Source organism: Pannus brasiliensis CCIBt3594, assembly GCF_036688125.1.
Lineage (GTDB): Bacteria > Cyanobacteriota > Cyanobacteriia > Cyanobacteriales > Microcystaceae > Pannus > Pannus brasiliensis.
Genome location: NZ_JBAFSM010000001.1, coordinates 129367 through 154142 on the forward strand (window position 1 = coordinate 129367; position 24776 = coordinate 154142).

20 protein-coding genes, 1 tRNA gene and 1 pseudogene are annotated in these 24776 nt (G+C 54.8%); 9 read left to right on the forward strand and 13 right to left on the reverse strand.

Annotation, left to right across the window (positions count from 1 at the left end; genetic code table 11):
* Window positions 1-370: 370 nt before the first annotated feature.
* Window positions 371-496: a hypothetical protein gene (locus V0288_RS00745; RefSeq protein ID WP_332863082.1), complete on the reverse strand. Its 126-nt coding sequence runs from the start codon at window positions 494-496 to the stop codon at window positions 371-373.
* Between the two features lie 55 nt (window positions 497-551).
* Here V0288_RS00745 and obgE point away from each other — a divergent pair, with 55 nt between their 5' ends.
* Window positions 552-1583 (forward strand): GTPase ObgE, encoded by a 1032-nt coding sequence (gene obgE, locus V0288_RS00750; RefSeq protein ID WP_332863083.1) that lies wholly within the window; start codon window positions 552-554, stop codon window positions 1581-1583.
* A 66-nt stretch (window positions 1584-1649) separates the two neighbouring features.
* Here obgE and V0288_RS00755 read toward each other — a convergent pair whose 3' ends face one another.
* From V0288_RS00755 to V0288_RS00770, 4 genes are all read right to left on the reverse strand, one after another.
* The gene (locus V0288_RS00755) at window positions 1650-2033 is read right to left on the reverse strand and encodes a KH domain-containing protein (RefSeq protein ID WP_332863084.1); all 384 of its coding nucleotides are present in this window, start codon (window positions 2031-2033) and stop codon (window positions 1650-1652) included.
* Entirely contained in the window at window positions 2026-2274 is a 249-nt protein-coding gene (rpsP, locus tag V0288_RS00760; protein WP_332863085.1) for a 30S ribosomal protein S16, read from the reverse strand. Before rpsP ends, V0288_RS00755 begins: the two co-directional genes overlap by 8 nt.
* A 220-nt stretch (window positions 2275-2494) precedes the next feature.
* Window positions 2495-4225, reverse strand: a complete 1731-nt coding sequence (locus tag V0288_RS00765) for a diflavin flavoprotein (RefSeq protein WP_332863086.1) — start codon at window positions 4223-4225, stop codon at window positions 2495-2497.
* A 204-nt stretch (window positions 4226-4429) separates the two neighbouring features.
* Window positions 4430-5995, reverse strand: coding sequence for a Na+/H+ antiporter (locus V0288_RS00770; RefSeq protein WP_332863087.1), 1566 nt, complete (start codon window positions 5993-5995; stop codon window positions 4430-4432).
* 142 nt (window positions 5996-6137) lie between these two features.
* Here V0288_RS00770 and V0288_RS00775 point away from each other — a divergent pair, with 142 nt between their 5' ends.
* Both V0288_RS00775 and V0288_RS00780 read left to right on the forward strand, forming a co-directional pair.
* Window positions 6138-6716, forward strand: a complete 579-nt coding sequence (locus V0288_RS00775; protein ID WP_332863088.1) for a DUF3038 domain-containing protein — start codon at window positions 6138-6140, stop codon at window positions 6714-6716.
* A 218-nt stretch (window positions 6717-6934) separates the two neighbouring features.
* Complete coding sequence (locus tag V0288_RS00780) at window positions 6935-8278, forward strand: DUF4335 domain-containing protein (protein ID WP_332863089.1); 1344 nt, start codon at window positions 6935-6937, stop codon at window positions 8276-8278.
* Here the strand turns inward: V0288_RS00780 and V0288_RS00785 are convergent.
* Complete coding sequence (locus V0288_RS00785; protein ID WP_332863090.1) at window positions 8235-8957, reverse strand: PAS domain-containing protein; 723 nt, start codon at window positions 8955-8957, stop codon at window positions 8235-8237. The two genes, V0288_RS00780 and V0288_RS00785, sit on opposite strands and share 44 nt — an antisense overlap.
* A 300-nt stretch (window positions 8958-9257) precedes the next feature.
* Here V0288_RS00785 and V0288_RS00790 point away from each other — a divergent pair, with 300 nt between their 5' ends.
* Entirely contained in the window at window positions 9258-10331 is a 1074-nt protein-coding gene (locus V0288_RS00790) for a response regulator (protein ID WP_332863091.1), read from the forward strand.
* A gap of 33 nt (window positions 10332-10364) precedes the next feature.
* Here the strand turns inward: V0288_RS00790 and V0288_RS00795 are convergent.
* A pseudogene (locus tag V0288_RS00795) lies at window positions 10365-13985 on the reverse strand (PAS domain S-box protein); the annotation flags it as partial.
* A 66-nt stretch (window positions 13986-14051) separates the two neighbouring features.
* Window positions 14052-14186 (reverse strand): hypothetical protein, encoded by a 135-nt coding sequence (locus tag V0288_RS00800; protein WP_332863092.1) that lies wholly within the window; start codon window positions 14184-14186, stop codon window positions 14052-14054.
* Between the two features lie 449 nt (window positions 14187-14635).
* On the opposite strand from V0288_RS00800, the gene V0288_RS00805 reads away from it, so the two are divergent.
* On the forward strand, window positions 14636-15880 hold the full coding sequence (locus V0288_RS00805; RefSeq protein ID WP_332863093.1) for a bifunctional folylpolyglutamate synthase/dihydrofolate synthase: 1245 nt from the start codon (window positions 14636-14638) through the stop codon (window positions 15878-15880).
* Here the strand turns inward: V0288_RS00805 and V0288_RS00810 are convergent.
* Window positions 15854-17437 (reverse strand): DUF3352 domain-containing protein, encoded by a 1584-nt coding sequence (locus V0288_RS00810; RefSeq protein ID WP_332863094.1) that lies wholly within the window; start codon window positions 17435-17437, stop codon window positions 15854-15856. The two genes, V0288_RS00805 and V0288_RS00810, sit on opposite strands and share 27 nt — an antisense overlap.
* 233 nt (window positions 17438-17670) lie before the next feature.
* On the opposite strand from V0288_RS00810, the gene V0288_RS00815 reads away from it, so the two are divergent.
* On the forward strand, window positions 17671-18426 hold the full coding sequence (locus V0288_RS00815; protein ID WP_332863095.1) for a pentapeptide repeat-containing protein: 756 nt from the start codon (window positions 17671-17673) through the stop codon (window positions 18424-18426).
* A 497-nt stretch (window positions 18427-18923) separates the two neighbouring features.
* Here V0288_RS00815 and V0288_RS00820 read toward each other — a convergent pair whose 3' ends face one another.
* Window positions 18924-20408: a glutamate synthase subunit beta gene (locus V0288_RS00820; RefSeq protein WP_332863096.1), complete on the reverse strand. Its 1485-nt coding sequence runs from the start codon at window positions 20406-20408 to the stop codon at window positions 18924-18926.
* A gap of 34 nt (window positions 20409-20442) precedes the next feature.
* The gene (locus V0288_RS00825) at window positions 20443-20952 is read right to left on the reverse strand and encodes a GNAT family N-acetyltransferase (protein ID WP_332863097.1); all 510 of its coding nucleotides are present in this window, start codon (window positions 20950-20952) and stop codon (window positions 20443-20445) included.
* A gap of 297 nt (window positions 20953-21249) precedes the next feature.
* Here V0288_RS00825 and V0288_RS00830 point away from each other — a divergent pair, with 297 nt between their 5' ends.
* On the forward strand, window positions 21250-22104 hold the full coding sequence (locus V0288_RS00830) for a DUF72 domain-containing protein (RefSeq protein WP_332863098.1): 855 nt from the start codon (window positions 21250-21252) through the stop codon (window positions 22102-22104).
* On the opposite strand, the gene V0288_RS00835 is transcribed toward V0288_RS00830, so the two are convergent.
* Window positions 22090-22314 carry a hypothetical protein gene (locus V0288_RS00835; RefSeq protein ID WP_332863099.1) on the reverse strand — a complete coding sequence of 75 codons (225 nt, stop codon included), beginning with the start codon at window positions 22312-22314 and terminating at the stop codon, window positions 22090-22092. The two genes, V0288_RS00830 and V0288_RS00835, sit on opposite strands and share 15 nt — an antisense overlap.
* On the opposite strand from V0288_RS00835, the gene V0288_RS00840 reads away from it, so the two are divergent.
* Complete coding sequence (locus tag V0288_RS00840) at window positions 22285-23901, forward strand: MFS transporter (protein ID WP_332863100.1); 1617 nt, start codon at window positions 22285-22287, stop codon at window positions 23899-23901. The genes V0288_RS00835 and V0288_RS00840 overlap by 30 nt on opposite strands.
* Here V0288_RS00840 and V0288_RS00845 read toward each other — a convergent pair.
* Window positions 23898-24284, reverse strand: a complete 387-nt coding sequence (locus tag V0288_RS00845) for a DUF4359 domain-containing protein (RefSeq protein WP_332863101.1) — start codon at window positions 24282-24284, stop codon at window positions 23898-23900. The genes V0288_RS00840 and V0288_RS00845 overlap by 4 nt on opposite strands.
* 104 nt (window positions 24285-24388) lie before the next feature.
* On the opposite strand from V0288_RS00845, the gene V0288_RS00850 reads away from it, so the two are divergent.
* Window positions 24389-24461, forward strand: a tRNA-His gene (locus tag V0288_RS00850).
* The last annotated feature ends 315 nt before the right edge of the window (window positions 24462-24776 follow it).

Here is a 24776-nt window from a genome sequence, read left to right on the forward strand (position 1 = left end):
TGGGGGACTGGTTTTTCCGAGGGGAGGGATCGGTATTTTCACAGTTTCCATCCTGTATTTCTGCACTCATGCCCTAGAGGTGCGAACCGCTAGGCTTACCGTTCTTACGGGCTGTACTCCACATCTTCTCGCTTCTGCACTCGCGCGCTCGCTACCTATCCGATGGGGCGACTAATCTGTATCTAAATATACTGTATCACGGGAATCGGGATTTCTCTCTTCTTTTCGATTTCTTTAACAATCGCAGTCGTTATCGGGAGATGGGGGGGATGGGGAGATGGGGGAGTTTTTGGGGAAAAGGGGAAGGGGAAAAGGGAAAAAATTACTTTTGGTCTCTTTACCTTTACCCTTTACCCTTTACCCTCTCCTCCTACCTTCTGCCTCCTGCCCCCTGCCTCCTGCCTCCTGCCCCCTGCCTCCTGCCTCCTGCCCCCTGCCTACCGGTAGAATAAGAGGGTCTGAAGGCTATCGGTTCGATAGGGTTACGCGACGACATCGATCGACCCGACCGGTAATCTATCAGCGGACAATATCGCGCGTGTATTCCGGTTATGCAGTTTATCGATCGAGCCGAAATCGAGGTAGAGGGCGGTAAGGGAGGCGATGGCATCGTCGCTTTCCGTAGAGAGAAATACGTCCCCGCGGGAGGCCCTTCCGGGGGCAACGGGGGCAAGGGGGGATCGGTGATTTTTGTCGCCACCGACAATTTACAAACCCTTTTAGATTTTCAATATCAACGTCGTTTTAAAGCCGATGATGGCAAGCGTGGCGGCCCGAACAATTGCACCGGCGCGAACGGAAGCGATCGAGTGGTGGAAGTTCCCCGCGGTACGGTGGTGTACGATCTCGATAGCGAGGAAATTATCGGTGATCTCGTCACTCAGGGACAAACCCTAGTCGTGGCCGCCGGTGGGAAAGGGGGACTAGGAAACCAACATTTTTTAAGCAATAAAAATCGCGCCCCCGAATACGCGTTACCGGGCTTAGACGGGGAAAAACGCAATTTACGCCTGGAATTGAAATTACTGGCGGAAGTGGGCATTATCGGGCTACCGAACGCGGGAAAATCGACGTTAATTTCCGCTCTCTCGGCCGCGCGCCCGAAAATCGCCGATTATCCCTTCACCACCCTGATCCCGAATCTGGGAGTCGTCCGCAAACCCACGGGAGACGGCACGGTTTTCGCGGATATACCGGGACTGATCGAGGGCGCGCACGAGGGAATCGGACTAGGCCACGAGTTTTTGCGCCATATCGAGAGAACTCGCCTGTTAATTCACCTAGTCGCCGTCACCTCGGAAGATCCGATCGAGGATTACCGGATTATTCAACGGGAGTTATCCGCCTACGGACGGGGATTGATCGATCGCCCGCAAATACTGGTTTTAAATAAAATCGACGCGATAGACGCGGAAACGCTGGAAGAATTGAAAACCGAGTTCTCGCGCGCGACCGATTCGCCGATCCTGACGATTTCCGCCGTCACTCGATCGGGTTTAGATAGCTTATTAGAAAGAGTTTGGAATACTTTAGACTCGATCGATGCGGAAAACGAGCGGGAAAGCGAAGAGATTCGGATGTAGGGCGCGGGAGGTAGGAGTTAGGAGATGTTTAGCGATCGGCTTCTCCCCTATCTCCCCACTCCCCACTCAAGTATGCTCGATCGGACGACGGGGGGCTGAGCGAGGTCGGCGATTGTTCGGCCGTCTCTCGAAACCGTTGGTATAATTACCGGGACGGCGGCCGCCACGACGTTGTTCGCCCTCGTAGACTTCTAGATACAGCGATCGACCCGTACCGTTAGCCGTGGTTTCCAAGACCGAGCGAATCGCCTGTAGATTGCGTCCCCCGCGACCGAATACCTTGCCTTTATCCGTCTCGTCGAAGGCTAGACGAATCCACACCCGTTCCTTCTGTCGGTAATATTCGAGATCGATACTGAGCGCGTCGGGGTCTTCTAGAAAAGGCTCGATGAGAAACTTGACCAGCCCGATATAGTCAGGGCCGGTAGAATTCGATTGAAGATTAGGCATTGACTTTCTCGAAGATTTTCTGCTTCGTTAGCAGGCTACGCACGGTTTCCGTCGGTTGGGCCCCTTGTTGCAGGCGTTTGATAATCGCTTCCTCGTTCAAGCGGACTTCATCGGTTCTGGGGTTATAAAAACCGAGTTCTTCTAGGGGACGACCATCGCGGCGGCTGGTGCTAATAGCGGCGACGATCCGATAGCTCGCCTCCCGCTTTTTCCCGAATCGTTTCAGACGTAATTTGATCATGGTGACACGAAAATACTCCTTTCCGATTCTACCTCAACCGAGTGGAAATTCGGCGAGCGAGATTTATCCCGGTGGGGAGATGGGGGGATGGGGAAAGGGGAAAGGAGAAAGGGTAGATAGGGAGATGGGGAGAAACTGAAAGCTATAGCTAAAATCCTCCTGTCTCCTGCCTCCTGTCTCCTGTCTCCTGTCTCCTGTCTCCTGACTCCTGCCTCCGAATCTAATAATGAATTCCCGATTTCCGGTGATGGATGGCGGTTAGTCCGTCGTGGAGTACCTTGCCCTTGTCCGCGGTCGCGTAAATCACCCAGTGATCGCCGCATTCCATCCGACTGGCGACCCGACATTCTAGGTAGGCGAGCGCGTCTGTGAGGATGGGCGAACCATTTTCGGCGATCTCGATATCGATATTGGCGAAGCGGTCTTCTCCGGGGGCGAAGGGCTTGAGAAACTGCTTCATTAAGCCTAAATGCTGGCCTTCTTGGAGAATATTGAGGACGAAGGGATTACCGGTGTGGAGGAGGGATTCGATCGCCCGTTCTTTGGCGACGGCGATGGTTAAGCCCGGTGGGGTGAACGTGGCCTGCGATACCCAGGAGGCCAACATGGCGCCCCGGAGTTCTTCCCGATCGCAGGTGACAATACATAAAGAACCGACAATTCGACCTAGTGCCTGCTCCATGCGATCGGAGGCGGATTGATTGACACTTCCCTTCGGTTTTCGCGCTTTTTGGGCTTTTTTAATCGCTTGGGCGAAATCGGTTCCCGCTTCCTCGCAGGTTTTTAAAATCGCGGCGGTGGGTTTAAATTTCGCCCGGATCGGCTCGAATCCGAAGCGATAGCCCGCGTCTTTAAATTTACTCTCCAGCATATCGATCGCCTCGCCACTCCAGCCGTAGGAACCGAAAACCCCTACCAGCTTACTTTTATCGCCGTTCGCGAGGGTGATTCCCAGCGCGGTCTGGATCTGCGTGGGCGCGTGGCCGCCGAGGGTGGGGGAACCGAAAATGAATCCGGCACTTTTCTCGATCGCCGTTTTGATCTCCTCGGGTTCCGCGGATTCCGCGTTGATCGCCTCTACCGCCACGCCCGCTTTCGTGATTCCCATCGCGATCGCCTGCGCCAGTGTCGCCGTATTCCCGTAGGCACTAGCATAAATTAGCGCGACTGTCAACTCCTTCGCGTTCTGTTCGGTCAACCATTGTTGATAGGCGAGGGTTAATTCGTGTAAACCGTAGCGAACGAGCGGCCCGTGACCGACGGCATAAAACGAGGCGTTTTTCCCTTCGATTTTCTCTAAAGCCGCCCCGATCTGTCGCGCGTGGGGAGCCATGAGACAATCGAAGTAATAGCGTCGATCCTCGTTATAGATCGTCCAACCCTCATCGAAAATCTGATCGCCGCAAACGTGCGCGCCGAACAGTTTATCGGTGAAAAGAACGCCCGTTTTCGTGTCGTAAGTGCAGAGTTGATCGGGAAAACGGGGGTTAGGGGTGGGGATGAATTCTAAGGTATGGTTTTCGCCGAGAGATAACGTTTCTTCCCCTTTGACGATCAGAAGATTTAGATTGTCGTTTTCGAGGATTTTCCGGACCGATAGCGCGCCGGGGTTCGAGCAAACTAGGGTCGCGTTCGGGGCGAGTTCTAGCAGTGCTTTCAGGGTCGCGGCTCGGTTCGGGTTGATGTGGCCGAGGATGAAATAGTCGATCGAGGCGGGATCGAGCCGTTGCGTTAGCGCTTGGAGAAAGATTTCCGTGAAGGATTCTCCGGGGGGATCGAAGAGGGCGATTTTATCCGATCGGATCAAGTAACTATTGGCGGTGGTTCCTTTCTGTAAACCGTACTCGATCTCGAATTTCAAGCGCTCCCAAGTCCGCGAGCGGAACACGAACGTATCGGCGGCGATCGGCACGACCTGTACATCTCTAGCTTTATTGACGATAGAATTCATGGTAGTTTTTTCCTTTATTTTTAATACGCTTACTAGATGAGCCGAACCATTACATCGATCGACCGATTTCGCCAGGATCTCGCGAGGAGACCTCGCCCCTACCTCGATATTCTAAACCGTATTCCGTTCGTTAGAATTTGCGATTCTATCTCTCCCTTTTTGTCGGAACAATTCTGATTTTTTCTACCTCCTGCCTCCCGCCCTCTAAGGCTCCTTACTTTCCGCGAGAATTTCTTGCAAAACGGGGGAGAGATTAGTGCTTAGGCGGCCCGATCGAATAAATTCGGCGTAGGTGTCCGCTTCTATATCTAACAGAGTTTCGCGCAGTTGTTCCATCGTCAACAATTGTAATTGTGGATAGCTATCATTGAGATTTTGAATCGCGTCCTCGACGTTTTTTAACTGTTGTTTGACGAGATGTTGCTCGTAACTGAAGAATTCGGGATCGATATCGGGCGATTGCTCCAATTTGGCGAGATAATCTAATACTCGCTTGAGAGCGACGCGGCGCGCCAGTAGTTCGGAATAATTCTGACGGAGGGGTCGATCGCCGATGAGATCGAGTTTAGAGAGTAACCATTGAATCGTTAGCCCTTGGAAGAGAAGAGTAAACAGAACGACTCCGAAGACGATATCGATGATATCCTGACGATTGGGCAGGATAACGGGGACACTCAGCGCGAGGGCGATCGAGACCGAACCCCGCAGTCCTCCCCACCATAAAACCGTTTTTTCCCGCAGATCGATCTCGGTTTTGGCGATCCAATTACTGAGCGTGGCTAGGGCGAAAGTAGCTACCAGACGCGCCAGTACCACCGCGGCGATGGCGATAAAGATGAGATTGAGATTATCGGTGAGCGTGGATAGACGGATCTGATCGCCGATGAGCAGGAAGACGATCGAGTTGACGAAAAACGCGAGAAATTCCCAGAACTCGGTCACTAACAAGCGGGTACGGGGATTCATGCCGATCCGCGAGCCGAAATTGCCGAGAATAAGCCCGGTTGTCACCACGCCGATCACTCCCGAGCCACCGAACTCCTCGGTTAACAAATAAGCCCCGTAAGCGGAGACGAGGGTAAGGGATTGTTCTACCAACGGCAGATCGAGACGCTGGGTGAGGTAGGAGATGCCGAAACCGACGAGAGCGCCGATCGCCACCCCGATCCCGACGAAGGCGAAAACCCGGCTAAGGGTCGTTTCCACGGATAAACCGTGCGCCCCGAGGGGAATTTCTACCAGTAAAACGAAGGCAACTACCGCCACACCGTCATTAAATAAGCTTTCCCCCTCTAATAGTACGGTTAAGCGTTTACTCGCCCCCAATTCCCGAAATAACGCCACCACGGCCACGGGATCGGTCGAGGACAGACTCGCCCCGACCAAGAGCGCGGTAACGAGCGGGAGCGGGGTAAACTGGTTGAGAGCGAAGCCTACCCCGACGATCGAGACGATCACCCCCATCACCGCGAACAGGATCACGGGTATCCAATTGGCCTTAAGATCGCGCCATCGTGTATTCCACGCGGCCTCGAACAACAAAGGGGGCAAGAAAATTTCTAGAATAAGTTCGGGCGAGAGATTGATTAGATGGATATCGATAAACGCCAGTCCCAGTCCGACGATCACGAGGAGGAGGGTGTATGGAATCTGACGAAACCAGCTAAAAATCCGCGAAACGGTGGCCACGCTTAAAGAAACGGAGAGAACGATCAGAAATTGTTCTAAATTTTGCTTGATAACTTCATCGGTAACGGTTTCTAGGCTCATTGGATAGGATTGCGATGCCGGGTTAGGAAGAGAATAAAGAGCGATCTAGATTATTATGACACTTTAGAACGAGCCTCTTTTTCGAGAGAACAAGGTTTCCCCGATCGATCCCGAAATTTATCGTCATCCCTATTTCCCGTCTATGCGTCCGACTGTGAACACCGCGAACGAGTCCCCGCGACCGGAGGATCTACCCCTCCCGGAATCGCCGAATGAGGAACGCCTAGAGAGTATAAAAGCCCACCTGGATTTAATTCTGACGGCTCTCGAATCGTTGGCGAACATTAATTCCGAGGCGATCGTCGAGGCCGCCAGGGAGTTAGGGGTAGAGGAGACGATCGCCGATCGAATGGCTCTCTGGCGTTTGCGACAGTCGAACCCACAGCGCAAAAGCTCGGGAGGACGCAAGAAATTAGACGTGGAGGAAGCCCGCGCCCTGGTTCTCGTGACCGGTTATCTGGCGCGCCGCTACCAGGAACCGATCCGCCGGGCCGTGGTTTTACTGGAACAAGTGACCGCCGAGAACCAAGAACCCCACCGCATCGGTCTTTTGGGAGATTATTTAGACCGGTTTAGTAATACCTATCTCGATCGCATGGAGGACGGCGACACCATCCCGTCCGCAAAATTGACACGGCTGGCCTTCAAGCTCTTGATCGATCTATTGTTTTATAGCGCCCCGAACGGTCATCGCCGCCTCTGGTTAGCGTTGATCGGGTGAAAGAGGAGGCGGGAGGCAGGGGGAAAGGGAAAGGGGAAGGGGGAAAAAATGAATCGATTAAAAGTAGTCTTTTTCCGAAAATATCCCCCATCTCCTTATCTCCCCATCTCCCCATCTCCCCACCCCCCACTCCTGACTCCTGTCTCCTGTCTCCTGTCTCCTGTCTCCTGTCTCCTGCCTCCTGTCTCCTGTCTCCTGTCTCCTGTCTCCTAAGCGTTATGAACACGTTAATCCGCAAGTACACGCCGCCGACCTGTACCCTGGAAATCTGGGGAAAAAATTCGCCGTTATCGGTTTGGGCGGGAAAAAATCTTTTATCGGACGCTCGTTTTGAATTGCGTCTGGACGATCCGAGAATCGCCGAGGAGCGACAGGTAACGTTACGGGGCGATCGCTCGCAGTTGCAGTTATTGCGGGAGATCGTCGATCGCTACGTTCAGGGGTTACTGGCGATTTCGCCCGTCGATTCGCCTGCTACCCCGCCTTTGCCCTCCCTGCCCTCGCTAGTGCCGAAAGACTTTCTCCATCACGAACTCTCTTTCGGTTCCCTGACGGCGGATAGCGATCGGGGTTCGATCGAGATCACCACCTCGCAGTTGTTCGATCTGGCCAACGCGCTGGAAGAATACGGCTCGGAAACGGAAATCCTCCCGGAATTGCTCCGGAAACAGGGTCGGAAATCCGCGCTGATCTGGTCGGTGGTAGCGGCGGGCGCGGTGGCCGCGGTCGGGGGGACGGTGATCGCGCTGAGGACGTATCAGGGGGAGAATGTCGCGACTCTAGCCCCCGCGCCCTCGCCGACGATTACCGGTCAACTTCCCGACCTTCCCCTCCCCCCGACGGGGCCGGCCGCTCCCTCGCCGAGAGTCCCGACGACTTTGAGCGGGAAAACCCCGTTACCCCCGCCACCGACCGCGGGCGGTGTCGTCCCGCCGCTACGACCCTCTTCGGTTCCGCTCGTCGTGCCGCCGCCGCCGAAGTTACCGCCCCCGCCGGCGGCCGGCCCCTCGCCCTCGGGAACCGCGAGCGTCATCGAACCGCGGAATGATTCCCCGACACCGGCCGGGCCGATTACCGCCCCGCCCGCCCCGATTAGCGATCGCTCTCCCGCCGTGGAACAGGTCAGCCCGAAGACGCTGAACCCGACCCCCGCGCCGCCGAAACTGCCGAAACTACCGCCGATCGCTCCCCCTACCCCGGAAAAAAGCGACGAGAACGCGCTCGCGCCGGCCGCTCCCCCGCGAGAAACGGCGATCGCCCCGGAGACGAATTTACTGGATACTATCCCCCAGGTGGCCGAGACGCGGGAGTATTTCAAAGCGCGCTGGAAACCGCCGGAAAGCCTCAAACAGACCCTAGAATACCGTCTGGTGATGAATCCAGACGGCTCGCTCAAACAGATTATCCCCCTCGGACGGGCGGCCGGGGTGTATCTCGATCGAGTGGGAATGCCCCTACTCAACGAGCCGTTCGTTTCTCCCCTAGAGGTTCCGGGAAATCCGCGGGTACGTCTCGTTCTCAGCCCGGACGGTACGGTTCGGACTTTCTGGGAACAACCCTGAGCGGGGGACGGCGGGAAATCGGACTTTTCTCGATCGAGACGGCGATCCGGCCGTCCTCGCCGTCCTGTAACCCTCGAAAGTAGCGGTGGTAAAGAAACTCGGTTTCCGCCCTCCCGAAGGGGCCCAGAGAGTAGGTTCCGTCGGGTTCCCCGGTGACGATCTCGATCGAGTAGCGCGTCCGATCGACCGACGGGGAGGGTTCCGGGGCGGTTCGCCCGATCGGGGACGGTCGGGTTTCGGCGATTTCCTCGACGATGCCGAGCAGTTGCGGGGACGGGTCGCGGGTCGATCGAAGGTAGGGGGTTTCCCGCGAGCGGAACCGACCCCACGTTCCGTCGGCGCGTCGCATACGATAGGTGATTTCTAGAATTTCTCCCGATTGAAGGCCCGAAAATCGCTGGAAATATTCGGCGACGAGCGTGAGATCTTCGGGGTGTACGAGGGTGGCTAGAGCCAACATTCCCATCGTTTGAATTTCCTCTCGCGTGTATCCTAACCGTTCCGCGACGGAACCGCTGACCCACAGATTTCGCTGTTCTACCAGATCGAATACATGAATCATACAGGCGAATTGTCCGGCCACTTTCTGGCAGATCGATCGGGGTAATCGGGCGAGGAGTTGGAGAACGAGCGGCGGAGTTCCCTCGCTTTCGTCCAAATTTTTCCCAGTATACGCCATCGGTTTTTTAGCACCGATCGCCGGATGTAAAAGATGAGTAAAGATAGAATTCAACGGGTGCATGAAAATCGAGGAAAGGAGTAGAATAAGGGGAAGGGAAGCTGGCGGGTAACGATCTTTACGTTCGCGGCGGAAAAGTTGAGTGTCTCTCTTCCTTTTTAATTATGAGGATCGACCGTGAGGAAGTTGTGAAAAAACGCGAGCTACTTTAAACAATCCCGGTCTGGATTGATCGGTTCGCGAAAAAGCGATCGTTCGTAACGAGCGATTCAGGCAAGAGCGGATAGTTTATAAGCTTTTATGAAGATTCTCGTGGTCGAAGATGACCGATTCGTGTCGATGACGGTAAAACACCTTCTCGCCTCGCGGGGTCACGCGGTAGATACCGTGGCGGACGGCCGGACGGGATTGGAGATGGTGGAGGCTTTCGAGTACGACCTGATCCTGCTCGATATCCGGCTTCCGGGTTTGGACGGGATCGCGCTCTGTCAACAGATCCGCTCCCGCGGCTACCGGATGCCGATCCTGATGTTGACGGGGATCGAGGATCGACAGGAAAAAGCGATCGCCCTGAACACGGGGGCCGACGATTACGTGGTCAAGCCTTTCGATAGTTCGGAACTGCTCGCGCGGGTTCACGCGCTCCTGCGTCGGGGCAAGGTGGCGGGCGCCCCCGTACTGGAGTGGGAAAACCTGCGCCTCGATCCGAACCGGCGCTCTGTCACTTACGGGGGAACGCTCCTAACCCTGACCGCCAAAGAATACGCGTTACTGGAATTACTCTTACGGGAACCCCGGCGGGTTTGGAGTCCGGCGGAAATTATCGAGCGGGTATGGGAGAGCGATAAGCCCAGAGGGGAAGAATCCGTCCGCTATCACGTTAAAGAACTGCGGAAGAAATTACAGGGGGTCGGCGCGCCGTTCGGACTCGTGGAAACGGTGTACGGGGTGGGCTACCGAATGAATGCCCGCTTTTCGGGGTCGATCGAACCGGGTCCGGGAAAACCCGAGCGACCGACGGTACTCCTTTTAACCGACTCGCCCGCTCTACGGGACTCGATCGGGCGATTACTGGCCGATCGGGGGATACAGGCGATCGCCGTCGATTCCGTCGCGCGATACTGGCAAACGCTGGAGAAAGTGAAAGTATCCCTGGTGATGATCAACGCGGGAACCGCCGCGATCGACGCGCTCGAACTCGGTAAAACCACGCGACAGACTCTCCGCTGGCGGAATTTACCGATGATCGCGCTGATCCCGAACACCGAACCGAGCCTGATCGAGCGGGTATTCGCCGTCGGGTTCGATGACTTCGTGAGTCAACCGATTCTCGGCCCGGAACTCGTCAGCCGGACGCTCTCCCGTGTACGGTGAGGCCGGGTTTTCCCCCGACAGCGCGGGCAGGTACACGGTCAATCGCGAGCCTTTCCCCACCCGGCTCGATACCCACACGAAACCGCCGTGATTTCGGACGATTCCCAACACGGAGGACAAACCGAGTCCGGTTCCTTTGCCCGGTTCCTTGGTCGTGAAAAAGGGATCGAAAATGCGATCGAGCCGTTCGCGGGGAATCCCCGTCCCGGTATCGGACACGGCGATCGACACGTAGGAACCCGGCCGCGCGTCCGGGTCGATCCGGGCGAACCGTTCGTTAATCCGAACATTTCGGACTCTCAGCGTTAATTGTCCGCCGTCGGGCATGGCATCGCGGGCGTTAACGAGTAGATTCATCACCACCTGTTGCAGTCGCGTGGGATCGGCGGCAACGGGCCACACCTCGCCATCGGGACGGGAGAACGATACCCGGATAGTTTTCGGGAAAGCGTTCCGGGCGATCTGGAGGGTTTCCGAGAGAAGGGGGAGCACCGATATCGGGACGCGATTTCCATCGCCGCCGCGGGAAAACAGTAAAATTTCCCGGATCATTGCCGTTCCCCGTTTGGCGCTACCTTCTAACGCTTCCAAAAGTTGCCGGATAGACTCGCTCGTGTCGGTCAATTCCAGGGAAAGAACTTGAGCGATCGTCAGGATCGGGGTGAGAATGTTGTTCAGGTCGTGGGCGATCCCGCTCGCGAGCGTTCCCAAGCTTTCTAAACGCTGGGCGCGGTAAAACTGTTCTTCCAGTCGTTTTCTCTCGGTAATATCGGTGGAGATGCCGCAGACCGCGTGGGGTGTGCCGTCCCCGTCCAGAAGGGGAAATTTGACCGTTAAATAGGTATGGAGTCCGTCCGGGTGCGGCACGACTTCCTCGGATTGCACCAATCGGCCGGATTCCCAGACCTGCCGATTATTTTCCGCGAAAGTGGCGGCGATTCTCGCGGGCCAATACTCGTGAATGCTTTTACCGGAAAGCTCGTCCAAGGTAGTCGAGAGCAGTTCGGCGTAACGGCGATTGGCCAGTAGTAATCGATCTTCGCGATCGATCACGTAGATCACGGCGGGAGAATGATCGAGGATCGCTTGTAGTTTCCGCTCGCTCTCCCGTAGGGCGGACTCGGCTCGCACCCGATCGCTAATATCCGTCATCGAACCCACGTAACCGATCGTCACACCGTTTTCATCGGTTTCGGGGAGGATCTGAGCGTAAACCCAACAAATACTCCCATCGGGGCGAAGAAGATACGTTTCTCTTCCGTAGGGACTACTCCGATCGCCCGATAGCCATCGTTCCCAGGCTTGCAGGGTGCTATCGCGAGCGTCGGGGTGAATCGTGTCTACCCAACCTAAGCCCATACCTTCCTCGATCGATCGCCCGGTCATCTCGCTCCAGCGACGGTTCAGGTAGATACATTGACTGTTGATGTCGAAACGGAAGATCGCCACCGGGGAGGCTTCGGTTAGATTGACGTAGCGGCGATCGCTCTCGCACCGGGCGTTTTCGGCCCGTATCCGATCGGTGATATCGATCGTCGTACCCACATAACCGATCGCCTCCCCGCTCGCCGAACGGATCGGGGCTATCCGCGAGGTCACGTAGCGCGTCCCGCCGGACGGGGTTAACATTCGGAACTCCGGAACCGGATCTCCCTCTCCCCGTAACATGGCTTTCCATCCCGCGAAAACGGCCGATCGATCGTCGGGATGGATCGTCTTCACCCAATCGTCCCCGATGCTCTCGATATCCCTCGAATCGAGCATTTCCCGCAGGCGATCGTTCGCGTAGAGATTGATACCGTTGGCATCGGTCAGATAGATGCCGATCGGGGCGGAAGCGCACAGGGAACGGAAGCGTTCCTCGCTTTCCAAGAGAGCGTTCTGGACTCGTTGGCGTTCGAGCAGTTGGCGGTGGGTATTCTGATAGAGTTCCGATTGTTGAACGGCGATACCGACCTGGAGTGCCAACTGTCGGAGTAGCTCGATCTCGTCGGGTGTCCATCGTCGGGGGCCCGAGCAGTGATGGGCGATCAGCAGGCCCCAGAGATTCTCGCCCTGTCGGATCGGGACGACAAGATTCGCCCTAACCTGAAACGGTTCGAGAAGTTCGAGATAACAGGGATCGAGATCGATCGCCCGGATATCCTCGACCGCCCATACCCTTCCCTGGCGGTAGGGTTCCGCGTAGCGCTCGCCGAAACAGGGATCGAAAATCACGGTGGAGAGAATCGCGGGCCAACCGGGCGCTACCGATTCCACCACGACCTCTCCCTGCCAATCCGGCTGGAAACGGAAGATAATGACCCGATCGGTCGCGAGTAACCGGCGTACCCGATCGACGGTTCGCTGTAGTACCTCGTTCACGTCTAGGGATTGTCGGATATAGTTCGTGATCTCCACGATCGCTTGTTCCCGTTCTAGTTGCCGTTGCAGTCTCGCGCTCGCTTCTACCCGATCGGTGATATCGGTATTAACCGCCGTGACCGTCCAGTATCCTTCCTCGCTTTTCCGGGAGGCGTAGGTACTATAAAACCAGCGGATCGAGCCATCCTGACAACGGAAGCGATACTCGGCCGCGATCGATCGTTCGGCGAAGAAAGCCTCGAACAGGCGCTCGAATAAATTATCTCCCTCCAGAGGGATGACGCTAGACACCCACAGGGTTTTATCCGCCAGAAATTCGTCCGCCGTATAACCGAACAGAGCCTCGAAACCCGCGGAATAATACTCGTACTCCCAATCGCGATCGGCGAAAACGCGAAAACTGGCGATCGCCACGATCCGGCTATTGAGAATATCTTGTAATTTGCGATCGGAATCTCGCAGGGTGCGTTCGAGTCGCTTGTAGTCGGTCACATCGATCACCACCGATCGACCCAGTAAAAAATTCCCCTCGTCATCGTAAACCGCCTCCGCGCTCAGATTTTGGAACAGGATCGAACCGTCTTTCCGGTAGATCGGATGATCGATATTGTTGATCCACCCCCGCTCTTTAAATACGGGAAAATTCCGCTCGAAGCTCTCTCTTCCCTCCGGGGGTAGAAAATCGGTGATATGTCTGCCGATCACTTCCTCGCGGGTGTAACCGAGCGATTTTAGTTCGGTATCGTTCATTTCGACGATGAATCCCTCTCCGTCGAGGCAGTGGTAGCCACAGGAAACGTTCTCGTAGAGCGATCGAACCTCGCGGGCGATCGATTCGAGAATCTGTCGATCGTGGTGAGCGTCGATCGCCCCGGCGAACGCGACCGGATCGATCGCCCGGATCAGGTTTTCCGCGGTGACGATCCCCAATAATTCCCCTTCCTCGTCCACTACCGGCAAACGGGACAGCCCGTGTCGGCGCGCCAGAGTCCAGGCACTCAGGGCGTTTTCCGTTCCCGTGTAGGTGAGGGTGACGCTCGATCGATCCGTGATTTCCCCGATCGGCATTTCCCGCCAATCCCGAACGGTGGCGATCGCCTGTAGGATAGCTTTTTCGGTGACGATTCTCGGTAATCCCGGTTTTCCCCGCGCGAGAACGCAATTTTTTCCCTCTTCTCGATTCAGGAGGTCGATCGTTTCGCCGAGAGAGGTATCGGGAGTGACGAGGAGGAAATCGGTCGTGAGAATCGCTTCTAAAGTCGGTATGGAAAGAGAGGCACTACTGAACATAAGGGGCGCACAGAAAACCCGAACGCGATTGTTTCGATCGTAGCGGAAATTTCGGTCGGGCGATCGTTATTTTGCCGCGACGATCGCCGGGCGATCGACAGGGAATCCCCGACTTCCCGTGGTAGAGTCATCCCGAATCCGATTCCCCAAAGCGATCGCTATTTCGCCGGGCAGGAATCGGAGGGCTTCGGCTTCTACCATAGTCACCGAATTTCGGATTATCAAAAATCGGCAAATCTCTCTTTAAATGTTACTCGCTGGCTAAGAAAGCGACCTTTTTGTAAAATGAATACGCTCCCTCTTTGTTTAGGACAATTTTCATTTTCTAAATTTTATAAACCTTGTTCTATAGGGATTTTGGGATTTCGACAATAATAGATGAATTCGCCAATGCATTTTGTTCTTAAGAAAAAATGAACGATATTTTTTACGAAATAAATCATTGCATTTGATTCAAGCTTAATATTTCTATAATTAACAAATATATAATATTTTTGTGCACCAAAAATATTTTTGTAAATTAGAGATCAACTCAATGCTTTTTGGCAATAAATGCTAGAATAAATATCGGACAAGTATTTCGAGAAAAAAATTCTTGTTTTGCGTTTGGAATCTACTAAGGTTCACGACATTCTTAACCGGGGATAATAATGACCATCGACGAATTACTACAACCTTTCCAGCGTTTCGGGGTTCATTTAGGGCTAGAACGGATCGAACGCCTACTCGCGGATTTAGAGAATCCCCACCATCGCGTTCCCATCGTCCACGTTACGGGAACCAACGGGAAAGGGTCGGTGTGCGCCTACCTTTCCTCCGTGTTAACCGAGGCCGGTTACAAGGTCGGGCGGTATATTTCCCCACATCTGATCGACTGGACGGAACGGATCTCCATTAACGGGGAGAACATCGAAACGGCCGAGCTAGAAAACATCTTGCAGGAGATCGGCGCGAAGATCGATCCGTCCCGCGAGAGTCCGACCCAATTTGAAGTGATCACCGCGGCCGCGTGGTGGTATTTCGCGCGGGAAAATGTCGATATCGCCGTGATGGAAGTGGGATTAGGGGGACGGTTAGACGCGACCAACGTTTGCCCGAATCCCCTGGTGAGCGTGATCACCTCCATCAGTCGGGAACACTGGCAGAATCTCGGGCCGACGCTGGCCGATATCGCCCGCGAGAAAGCCGGAATCCTCAAGCGAGACTGTCCCGCGGCGATCGGCCCGCTACCGGAACCGGCCCGAACGACGATCGAGGAGCGATCGAACCTCCTTGGCTGTCCCACCGTCCGCGTACAACCCGCGGAGAGAATCGGCGACAATCTGGCTAGATACGCGGGAATCGAGTATCCATTAGCTTTAGCGGGGGATTTCCAGCTAATCAACTCGGCGATCGCCATCGCCACCCTATCGATCCTCCGGGAAAAAGGCTGGCGGATCACCGATGACGCGATTTACCGGGGCATGGAGAAAACCCGATGGTTAGGCAGATTACAGCGGGTAAATTGGGGCGATCGGGAAATTTTAATCGATGGAGCGCATAATCCCGCCGCCGCGTTCGGATTACGGCAATATGTCGATCGGTTCGGGAAATCGATCGCCTGGGTGATGGGGATGCTCTCCACCAAAGACCACGACGAGATTTTTCAAGCCTTATTACGGGACGGGGATAGTCTGTATCTCGTCCCCGTCCCCGATCATAGTAGTGCCGACCCGGAAAAACTGGCCGATCTGGCCCGATCGATCGGTCCTTCCCTCGATACGGTGGAAACTTTCCCCGATTTACGCGCGGGATTGGAAAAAGCGATCGAGCGGGAACCGGGGCGATCGATCGTCCTCTGCGGTTCCCTGTACCTCGTCGGTCACTTTCTAGGGAACTTCCTTGAGGGTGAGTAAAACATCCATCTTCCCGACCCCTTTATCCGGCTGGGTGGCCGTCATCGCCACTCCCTTCACGGACTCTAGAAACGCTTTCATCTCCGGGTTCACGTCGGCCGGGATATTGGCCAGACCGCCGGTTTTGGCGACGATCCCCTCCACGTCCACGTAAAAATACCCGAGATTATTTTTCGGAAAACCGGCGATCGATTTTCGGAAGTTCGGGTTAGCGGCGATCGATTCGGTCGGTCGCGCTTGGTAAGGGATCGCGAGCGTCACGGCCAGAGAATCGTTATCGAGCCAGCCGTAGGTAAACACCGTTTGGCCCCCCATTTGCCATTGGGTGACTTCCTGGCCGTCGATCGGCGTTTTTTCCACGGAAATCGCCGGGGCGAGTTTGACCAGTTGATTTAGCTTATCGAGGGTCGTTTCCGCCGCTTGGCGATTGCCGGTCTCCCAGATCATCAGTCCCCCGACCCCGATTCCTTGCAGTGCCTGACTACTGGGAAGAAGACCGACGGCGAATTCCCCGTCCATCCAGCCGAAAATATCCCGATCCGCGTCGAAACCGCCCATCTGGACAGCCCCGCGGATCTGGCGCAGGACTTCCTGTAAATTCGGGTCGCCGGTCGCCTGTCGATCGAGTTCCGTCCAACTCTGGCGGAGATTATTACCGGTCAACAGGACGAGAGTATCGCCGGGAAAACGCGCCAGCAAGCGATCGCCGGCCGCGGGAGCGAGGTTCGTGACCGTCGCGGGATCGACTTTCGCCACCGCCTGAAAATGTAATCCCCCGTCCGTCGCGCCCACCCCGGCGACGATACCTTGAATCTGTTGCAATTTTTGAAGCGTTTCCGGGGGAAGATTCGCTCCCTTGGCGATAATATCGGCGTAATTATCGATATAGACTCGCGCGAGGGGATTCTCGATATCCAGCGCCCGGCCGAGCAGTTGTTTCATTTCCGGGTTACTGGCGAGAGAGGGCCGGCCCCGGTAGGTATCGATCGCCGCCTCCACCACTTTCCGATCCATGCCCACCAACAGGTAATCCCCCGCGACCGCCGTATAGGTGTTATCGCCCGCTCCCGAGGAGATCTGACTGATTTTCGTCCCGTTGTAGTCGGTTTCGGTGATTTTCCTGCTTTTCTGTTCCTGTAGTTTCCGGGAGAATTCGTTCGCTTTCAGTTTATCTTTAATGCCGACTACCATTAACACGCCCGGAGCGCCCTCCGTCGAGGGTAGGAAAGCGAAAGTAACCCCCCCCACCCAGGGACGGATATCTCGCTCGTAATCGAGGTCATCGCTCGCTAACTCTTTCTCGACCCCGGTTAATCCCCGATTCACCAGATCGCGGGCCTCCGGTGTACCGTATTTCGCTAAAACCGACCAGGCTTTCGGGTCGGTGGAAACGAAGCTAGTGGCGAAAGCGTTTTCGGGAACGACCTTCGCCGCGTCTAGGGGGGTGAATTTCTGCCAGGGTAATTGTCCCCGGAGATAGAGATACGCCCCGCCGGCCGCTACCGCCGCTAGGGTGAATACGGTCAGACAACCGGGTAAACAGGATTTTTTCGACATAGCGTGTTTTCTTGCCTCGCGGGTGGATAGAGGGCGTTTCCCGCTCTTTTGTCGCCCCCACTATCGATCGTAATCAGTTTCTCGGTAGGGATTTCCGTAATTTTTATAAGATTTTTCCCCCGATTCTTCCGTCTAAAATTATCCTAGGATTAGTACCTTGGGAACAGATCGGACGAGAACGGCAAAAAATGTAGCGAATATTGCATTTATCCTCAATAATTCGGGATGGATCGATGAAAGAACTGGAGCGGTACTATAAAGCTTTAGGATTGGATTACGGGGCTTCGCTGGACGAGATCAACCAGGCCTACAAGGATCTGGTGTTTATCTGGCATCCCGATCGCATTCCCAAGGATAACCAGCGTCTTCTCGAAAAAGCGACCGCTAAACTTCAGGAGATCAACCACGCGCGCGACCAACTGCGTCAGGTTCACGGCGAGCGCGAGCGTCCCGAACCGGCTCCTAAAGCCAAAAAGACGGAAAAACAACCGGCTTACGCCCACGGGTCTCCCCATCCCCATGCCCATCCCCATAACCATCCCCCGCGGACTCCCCATCCCCATCCCCCGCGGACTCCCCAAAACCATCACGCCCATCACGCTCCTTCCAACGGTCGCCCCCACTATCGGGATCTCAACGGTGCGGATTTAAAGGGCGCGAATTTGAAGGAAAAGGATCTATCGGGCCGCAGTCTCGTCGAGGCCGATCTCTCCCACGCGGATCTCAGCGATAGTTTTTTACACAAGATTAATTTAGAACGGGCGAATCTGTATAAGGCGAATCTTTTCCGGGCGAATCTTCTGGAGGCGAATTTACAGGGCGCGAATTTACAGGAAGCGAATTTAATCGGCGCGGATTTTAGCGGCGCGGATCTCTCCAACGCCGACCTACGCGGCGCGAAAATCGGTTTCGGAAAACGCGTGATGGTCAAGTTAACCGGCGCGATTCTCACCGGCGCGATTCTCCCCGACGGTTCGGTTCACGCGTAGGTTAATCTTTTGAATTAACCGCGCTCGTGGAACGGCTCGATCGGGAATTCGATCGAATAGAAAGTGACGCGAGGGAAGCGATCGAGATCGGGACAGTTCTATTACATCGTTAATAAGGGTGACGCGGGTTAAAAATCGATTGGAGAGTTTACGGTGATGGAAGCGAAAGATACAGGACTGAATAAACAGGAACGGCGGAAAAAGCCCGATCGATGCGCGAGGTAATCCTGGAAAATTCTAAAAAATGGTGCGAGAGAGCGAAACAATCGCCGAAAGTAAGATCGGGTCACTGAAATAACTGAACCGATCGAATTTTTTCGCGATCGGGATTCGATGAATCCTTACCTCAAGGCGCGGAGCGATCGAGAAACTATTGATTTGGAATAGTCGGGAGTTCGATCGGTATATCTAAAACAAATAGGAACGGGAAAGTTATTTTTCCCCGTTCCCCGTTTTCTCGAAACTGCCGCGGTTAGAATCGCCTCTCCGGGAGGATTCTACGGTAAATCGGTCGCGCCCATCAGATAGCGATCGCACTCCCGGGCCGCCCCGCGACCCTCGTTAATCGCCCAAACCACGAGACTCTGACCGCGACGGCAATCCCCGGCCGCGAACACCCCCGGTAAACTGGTGGCGAATTTCCCGTGATCGGCTTTCACATTACTCCGCGCGTCTCGATCGAGGCCGAGGTCATCGAGTAACGGCTGTTCGGGGCCGAGGAAACCCATCGCCAGTAAAACCAGTTGAGCGGGCAGAACTTTCTCCGTTCCCTCGATCGGTTTGGGGATGAATTGCCCTTTCTCGTTGCGCGTCCACTCGACCTGTACCGTGTGGATAGCCTTAACGTGACCGTTCTCATCTCCCTCGAACTTCGTCGCGGTGGTGGTATAGACGCGGGGATCGTCCCCGAAACGCGCGGCCGCTTCCTCCTGTCCATAGTCCATCCGATAGATTTTCGGCCATTCGGGCCAGGGGTTATCGGCGGCGCGCTGTTCGGGCGGCCGGGGCATAATTTCCAGTTGCGTCACGCTGTTGCAGTTGTGCCGTAGGGAGGTTCCCACGCAGTCCGTCCCCGTGTCGCCACCGCCGATAATCACCACGTCTTTTCCTTCCGCGGAGATGAAATCACTTCCGGGCTGTCTGTCGAGAATCGCCTTGGTATTCGCGGTGAGGAATTCCATCGCGAAGTGAATTCCCTTGAGTTCGCGTCCCTCGATATTCAAATCGCGGGGTTTGGTCGCGCCGGTGCAGAGTACGGTAGCGTCGTATTCTCTTACTAGCTCTTCCGCTCCGATGTCTTTGCCGACCTCGGTATTACAGATAAATTTCACGCCCTCGCTTTCGAGAACTCGCAGGCGACGGAGTACGACCTCTTCTTTATCTAGCTTCATGTTAGGGATGCCGTACATGAGGAGGCCGCCAGGGCGATCGGCCCGTTCGTATACCGTGACCGAATGGCCGGCTTTGTTGAGTTGGTCGGCGGCCGCTAATCCCGCGGGGCCGCTTCCGATGACGGCGACTTTTTTGCCGGTGCGTTTCGCGGGGGTTTCGGGGGTGATCCAGCCCTCTTCCCAGCCTTTATCGACGATCGAACACTCGATATTTTTAATCGTCACCGGGGGGTTATGGATGCCGAGAACGCAGGAACCCTCGCAGGGCGCGGGACAGACCCGGCCGGTAAATTCGGGGAAATTATTGGTTTTGTGCAATCGATCGAGCGCCTCGCGCCACAGTCCCCGATAGCTCAGGTCGTTCCATTCGGGAATCAGATTATTGATCGGGCAACCGCTGGCCATACCGCTTATCAGGGTTCCCGTGTGACAGAAGGGGGTTCCGCAGTCCATACAGCGGGCGGCCTGCTCGCGGAGTTTATCTTCTGGCATGGGGAAATGGAACTCGTCCCAGTTGTGTACCCGATCGAGGGGGGAGAGTTCCGAGGGAAGTTCGCGGAGGAATTCGAGAAAGCCGGTTGGTTTGCCCATAGTCGTATCTTGTAGCGTTCTGTTGTCGATCGTCTCATCGTTCATTTTCGGGCAAGGTTCGATCGAACCCCCGTACTTTAGGGATTTCTTTACGAATGCGCTTTTCCATCCGGTAGTTGGTGAAGCTTTGCCCGCGACAGTAAACTTGTTGAGTTTGGATTACCGAAAATCCCATCCTCTCGAAAAACGGTCGGGCGGTAATGCTGGCCTCGGTGACGAGGCGATCGATCCCCAATTCTAAAGCTTTCGCTTCGATCGTTTCGTAGAGTTGGCGACCGATTCCCCGACCTTGATAATCTTTGTGGCAGAAAAAGCGATCGATATGCCCGTTTTTTTTCAGATCCGCGAAACCGAGAATCAATTCCCCTTCTTCGGCGATGTAGGTAAAGTCGCGGGCTGTAAACTCGGTAAAGTTCACGTCATCCGGCGCCCACGCTTTCACCTGTTCGATACTGTAATCGCGGATATTGATCTCCCGAACCGTATCGTGAAACAGTCGCGCGATTCGGTTCGCGTCGCGGGGTTGAAAGAGACGGATGTTCATCGGAACTCTTGCAAAAATCAAAAATCTCTCGTTGGGACGGGAGTCAGGAGCCAGGAGCCAGGAGTCAGGAGGCGAAAGAAAGATTAACGAAATTATAGAGGTATGATGCCCGTATTTTCGCTAAACGTTCTTGACATTTTCACTTTCTTCGATCGTGTCAAATTTTACCCCGATCGAGCGATCTATCCACGGCATTCTCGCGATCATCCCTCTTTCGGTATGGATCGACCGCGGGATCGATCGCCTAAAATAAGAATCGATCGGGCGATTTCTCCATTTTATAAGCGAATTCAAAGAATGACTTTCTATCTTGGCTGTGCCGTTTGGTCTTATAAAGGATGGGTCGGGGAATTTTATCCCCCGAAGACTCAGAGTAAAGATTTTTTGTCCCTCTATAGTCAGCGATTCAATACCGTCGAGGGAAACACCACCTTTTACGCGGTTCCCGACGCGGGGACGGTGGCGCGCTGGAAACAGGAAACCCCCTCGGGATTCAAATTCGTGCCGAAACTGCCGCGGACGATCACCCATAGCGGTCTGTTAACCCCCCACCTGAGCGACGCGATCGCCTTTATCAGTAGAATGCAGGGACTCGGCGATCGATTAGGGCCGATTTTCGCCCAACTCCCTCCAAGTTATAGCCCGGAATATTTGGCGGATCTGGTGAATTTTCTGACCGCGATCGCCGATTACGACGTAGCGATCGCCGTGGAAGTCCGGCATCGGGATTGGTTTGAAGATCCCCACCGGGAACGGTTAAATGATAGTCTGGAAAAACTCTCGATCGGCCGGGTTTTACTGGACACGCGACCGATTTACAACTGTCCCGACGACCCACAATTAGCATCCGAGCGCCGCAAGCCGGAACTACCCCTACAACCCGATCTCACCGCGAATTTTACCCTGATCCGCTTTATCAGCCATCCCGAAGGCATTTACAATCACGCGTATCTCCGGGAGTGGGCAACGCGCGTCGGCCGGTGGTTACAATCGGGAACCGATGTCTATTTCTTCGTCCACTGTCCGGTAGAGGAGCATTCCCCCTTCACCGCGCGGGATTTTTACCGATTATTAATCGAAAAAAAAGTAAAACTCGCCCCTTTACCCTGGGATCGCCTACAGACCCCCCCGGAGCAGTTAAGTCTGTTTTAGTGCGGTAGGGAGGTGAGGGAGATGGGGGAGACGGGGGAGATGGGGGAGACGGGGGAGATGGAGAAGATTAGGGAGATGAGGGAGATAATAAATAATGTTATTGTTTCGTCCTGCCTCCTGACTCCTGACTCCTGCCTCCTGCCTCCTGCCTCCTGACTCCTGACTCCTGACTCCCCATCTATGACAGAGACTACCCCGGAAAAACTGCATTTAGCGACGAAAATCGCCTACGGAGCGGGAGATCTCGGCCCGGCGATCACGGCGAATATCTCCGTGTTTTACCTGCTCTTTTTCTTTACCGACGTGGCCGGATTACCGGCCGGACTGGCCGGAAGCGTGTTGATGATCGGGAAAATCGCCGACGCGATCAACGATCCGATTATCGGGATGTGGAGCGATCGAACCAATACCCGCTGGGGTCGCCGTATCCCGTGGATGTTATGCGGCGCGCTCCCTTTCGGAATTATCTATCTCTTACAATGGCTCATCCCGACGGATAATCAAGGGTTATTGTTCGTTTATTACGTTATAATCGGCATTTTCTTCAATATTACCTACACGATCGTCAGTCTTCCCTATCAGGCGCTCACCCCGGAATTGACCCTCGATTACAACGAACGCACGAGCTTGAATAGTGTCCGATTCGCCTTCTCGATCGGGGGCAGTATTCTCTCGCTAATTCTCTATATTCTCGTCACCAACGCCTATCCGGACAACGCGCGGGAGCGATTTATCCTGCTCGCGCTCATTTGCTCGTTATTATCCGTGATCGCCGTGATTTGGTGCGCTCTCGGGGTACGCGAGCGCGGGGTGACACCGATCCTCGGTATTTCTCAAAAAATCCGACTGGGGACGGGATTGGCGATCGCCGGCGGGATATCGGGAATCTACGGGATCGCGCGCGTTTTCCTCAACGGACTCGATTTCACGACGATATCGACGTTATTGTTAGGAATCCAGGTTATCGCGTTCGGATTAACCCTACGCTACGGTAAACCGGAACCGCATTTAATCGATGAAAAAGCGACGCGACAACGACAGGAATCGATCGATACCCCCGCGATCCCCTTCCGCGAACAGCTAAAAATCGTCTTTAATAACCGTCCTTTCCTGTACGTGATCGGGATCTATCTCTGTTCCTGGTTGGGGGTGCAGTTAACCGCGTCGATTATCGTCTATTTCGTGGTTAGTTACATGGGATTACCGGAAAAACAATCCGGTTTAGTCGCCCTAGCGGTGCAGGGGACGGCGTTAGTCATGCTGTTTTTCTGGCAGAAAGTCAGCGAGAAACTGGACAAGAAAACCGTGTATTTTTTGGGGATGATTTTCTGGATCATCGCCCAGATCGGTTTATTCCTCCTACAACCGGGCCAGGCCGGATTGATGTACTTTCTGGCGATTCTGGCGGGATTCGGCGTATCGGTGGCTTATTTAATCCCCTGGTCGATGGTTCCCGACGTGATCGAACTCGATGAACTCCAGACCGGCAAGCGTCGCGAGGGGGTTTTCTACGCGTTCATGGTACTCTTGCAGAAAATCGGTCTCGCGTTAGGGTTATTTCTCGTCGGCATCGCGCTCGAAGCGGCGGGATTTAAAGCGGCCGTCGCGGGAGAAGCGATTCCCGTCCAGCCGGAAAGCGCGTTAACGGCGATCCGGTTCGCTATCGGCCCGTTACCCGCGTTTTTCCTGATTATCGGGCTAATCCTCGCCTATTTCTACCCGATCACCCGCGCCGTTCACGAGGAAATTCTCTTGAAATTAGCGGAAAGAAAACGGGAGACGGGGGAAAATCCTTAAATTTCTAGCGCCTCGTAGGTGAAGAATTTCCGACCGACGGCGATCGTGCTGAACTGGTAACTGGGAACGGGCGCGGGAAAGGAGAGTTCGGTTTGATAGACGCTAAAAATCAGGAAGTTTTGGCGGGTCGTTCCCGCCGCGATCACTTGCTTTAGGAAAGGATGCCCCGTATCTACGAGTAATTTACAATATCCCCGCAATAATGCCTGGATTTCTGGGTTCGATCGGGCTTTATCACAGGCTCCCTCCTTTAGATAGGTCGTTAGCGCTCTCGTAGCGTACTGTTCGTAATCCTGTCGGTTAGGATTCGTGGTCAGCAGGACGGCGCCGATTCCCGCTAGGAAGGTTCCCAGCACTATCCCCCCGAATTTCGCGAGTTTCATAATCCCTCACCCGATCGCCGATCACTCTTAACGATAGCGTGAATCGGCCGGCGAAATAACCGGTCAAAATCGATCGCCCCGTGCTATACTTACAAAGGTGCGTGGCGAGCGTAGCCAAGTGGTTAAGGCAGTGGATTGTGGTTCCACCACTCGCGGGTTCGAGTCCCGTCGTTCGCCCTGATAGATGAATTTACTTTCCGAAGCGATCGGGAACCCGGTAACTTCGATCCGATCCCGGCGACCTTGAAATAGAAGAGCGTCCCGCGAGCGACGATCGACCGGTCTCCAGGCGATCGCTCTCTCGCGGATTCATTGTAGAGTTTGTAATAACTCTCTCGCGAGATTCGTTTTCGAGAGTCTATAAACTCAAAAATTAGCGAGAGAAATCGTTTTTTAGTACAGTTTGGTGCTATCCCGTTCTTTATTCCGCCTCCTGGCTCCTGAATACTGGCTCCTATCTCCTTTCTCCGCGAGAAATTTTGAATTCGGCGA